This is a genomic window from Streptococcus sp. (assembly GCF_019414905.1).
In the GTDB taxonomy this organism is placed as follows: Bacteria; Bacillota; Bacilli; order Lactobacillales; family Streptococcaceae; genus Streptococcus.
The window spans coordinates 6,106-8,869 of sequence record NZ_DXLC01000211.1 but is presented as its reverse complement, the minus strand read 5'-3'; the positions used below and the strand labels follow the sequence as shown (position 1 = coordinate 8,869).

The window sequence follows — 2,764 nt, the reverse complement described above, 5'->3', positions numbered from 1 at the left end:
TTCCTGAGTCATATTCGTAAAAAAAGCCCCCGCCAATCCCTCAAAAACTTCCCTCCAACTCCCCGACCATATTCCAAAAACTACCGAAATTTATCGGAAAATGATGCTTAGGAAATTCCTAAAAGCCTTTAAATAAAGCAAAAAAACTCCACCTGATTGGGTGGAGTTAAGGGAGATTATTATGAAAAAGAAAAGTTTAGGATTTTATTAAATAAAGTTAGGAGGTCTTTATTTAATAAATATATGATACAAGACAAAGCTTAAAACTAGCTTAACTTTTTTCAAATTCTACCATTTTTCAAAAAATTTCTATTACCATCACCTCACCCCACAAAAAAGCCACCTGATTGGGTGGCTTCATTAGGAGATTATGATGAAAAAAGTTTTAGGATTTCATTAAATAAAGTTAGGAGGTCTTTATTTAATAACTATATAATACTAGACCATCCTTAAACTTTGCTTAAGAAAAACAAGTTTTATTATTTTTCTCGATTCATCCAAGTCATTCCTATACAATTATAGGTGGATAAGATTTCAAAGCCCATAGAACGATAAAATCCCTCGTTTTTTTCTGTCTCTTCTGTCACCAGCTGGACTTGATAGGCATCTTTGTAATACTCTAAAGCCTCTTTCATCAAGGCACTACCAATCCCTTGACGCTGATAGCTAGGCAAAACAATCAAATCCTGTACAAAAACTGATGAAAAACCATCTCCAACCAAACGAATCAAGCCCACTACAGCATCACCATCAAGTGCCAGATAAATTACTAATGAATGAGATAAGGCCTGCTCCAGCATCTCTGGTTGATGGGTATAATTTGTCCAACCGACAGCCTGATAGAGATGCAAAACATCCTCTAGCTTGACAATTTCTTGCTTTTTAATAGTAATCATCTCAACACCTCTTAAAGCTCTCTCAAACTCTTGTACTGCTGTCCATTTTTATCAAAATTTTCAGGACGCAACCATGTTTCCAAACGAGATTTTACTTTGGGCCAATCCTTATCAATTATAGACAACCAATTCGTATCCCTCGTACGCCCTTTATAAACCACTGCCTGACGGAAAGTTCCTTCATAAATAAAGCCCAAACGCTCCGCAGCTCGTCTGGATGGCAGGTTAAGAGCATCGCATTTCCACTCATAACGACGATAGTTAAGCTCCTCAAAGACATAGCGAGCCAAGAGATACTGGGCTTCTGTCCCTATCCTTGTCCCCCTGAGTTTTGGAGAAAAAGTGACAGCTCCCACTTCTATTACTCTGTTATTCTGGTCAATGCGCATGAGAGAAAAAGTTCCCAAAGCCTTACCAGTTGCCTTGTCTATGATTGCATAGTAAAAACGGTCCTTACGAGCCAACATCTGATTTAAAAGGCTGACCAACTCCTCCATATCTGCTACTGGTTCCTGAAAGAGGTAGGTCCACATCTCCCGAGGAGTATCCGGACCATAAACAGCTAATAAATCCTCCGCATGCTTTTCCACTGAAAGAGCTTCTATTCGAGCATATCGCCCTTCTAAGAAATCAATAGAAGGCAATTCACCTGGAGTATAACCTCCCATTGACTCCCCAATCATTTGACCATATTCATTTACTGGCATAGTATTCTCCTTGTTTCACTTTTCAAACTTTATAGTTGCCCATAGTATATCATACTTTCATAAGAATATTCAAAAAATCCCCCAGATTCTACTCTGAAGGATTCCTATCTTATTTTACAACAATATTAACCAATTTATTCGGTACACTAATCACTTTCACGATGTCCTTACCGTCAATTTCTGCTTTGACTTTTTCATCAGCGAGAGCAATTTCTTGCAATTCTTCGCGTGACAAGTCTTTAGCGACCATGAGTTTAGCACGGACTTTTCCTTTGATTTGGACAACGATTTCGATTTCGTCTTCAACCAATTTGCTTTCGTCCCACGTTGGCCAAGCCACGTAAGAGATTGATTCACCTGTTACTGCAACAGTTTGCCAGAGTTCTTCTGCCAAGTGAGGTGCAAATGGAGCAATCAATTGGATGAAGCCTTTGGCGTAGTCTACATAGAGCTTTTCTTCCTTGTTAGCAGCGTTGACAAAGACCATAAGTTGGGCAATGGCTGTGTTGAATTTCATAGACTCGATTTGCTCAGTGACAGATTTGACTGTTTCATTGTAGACCTTGTCAAGAGCGCCATTGTTTTCCGCAACGATTTCCTTACTCGTAATCAAACGGTAAACACGGTCAAGGAATTTACGGCTTCCTTCCAGACCTTCTTCAGACCAAGCAATCGAAGCATCAAGTGGTCCCATAAACATTTCATAAACACGAAGGGTGTCGGCACCGTATTGTTCCACCACATCGTCTGGGTTAACAACGTTCTTAAGCGATTTAGACATCTTGGCTGGTGCTTGCTCCAACTCTTCCCCTGTTTCCACATGGAAGAAAGAACCGTCACGTTTTTCAACCTTGTCAGTCGCCACAAGCGCGCCACGGTGGTCACGGTAGCTTGTTCCCAAAATCATTCCTTGGTTAAAGAGTTTTTGGAATGGTTCCTTAGTCGGAACAACACCGATATCATAGAGGAATTTATGCCAGAAACGAGCGTAAAGCAAGTGAAGCACGGCGTGTTCTGCACCACCTACGTAGATATCGACTGGCAACCATTGTTTGAGGAGGTCCTCGTCAGCCAATTTCTCTGTGTTATGTGGATCGATATAGCGGAGGTAGTACCAGCTTGAACCTGCCCATTGTGGCATGGTGTTGGTTTCACGACGAC

3 protein-coding genes are annotated in these 2,764 nt (G+C 40.7%); all 3 read right to left on the bottom strand.

The genetic code is table 11. The features are described 5' to 3' along the window. Positions 1-479 precede the first annotated feature (479 nt). Positions 480-896, bottom strand: coding sequence for a GNAT family N-acetyltransferase (locus QZ359_RS06370; RefSeq protein ID WP_004255191.1), 417 nt, complete (start codon positions 894-896; stop codon positions 480-482). Positions 897-907: 11 nt separating this feature from the next. Continuing rightward, the gene (locus tag QZ359_RS06365) at positions 908-1,603 is read right to left on the bottom strand and encodes a GNAT family protein (protein ID WP_262079698.1); all 696 of its coding nucleotides are present in this window, start codon (positions 1,601-1,603) and stop codon (positions 908-910) included. Between the two features lie 109 nt (positions 1,604-1,712). Continuing rightward, positions 1,713-2,764, bottom strand: a 1,052-nt coding sequence (locus tag QZ359_RS06360) for a class I tRNA ligase family protein (protein ID WP_293964258.1), incomplete at its 5' end; no start/stop codon positions are given.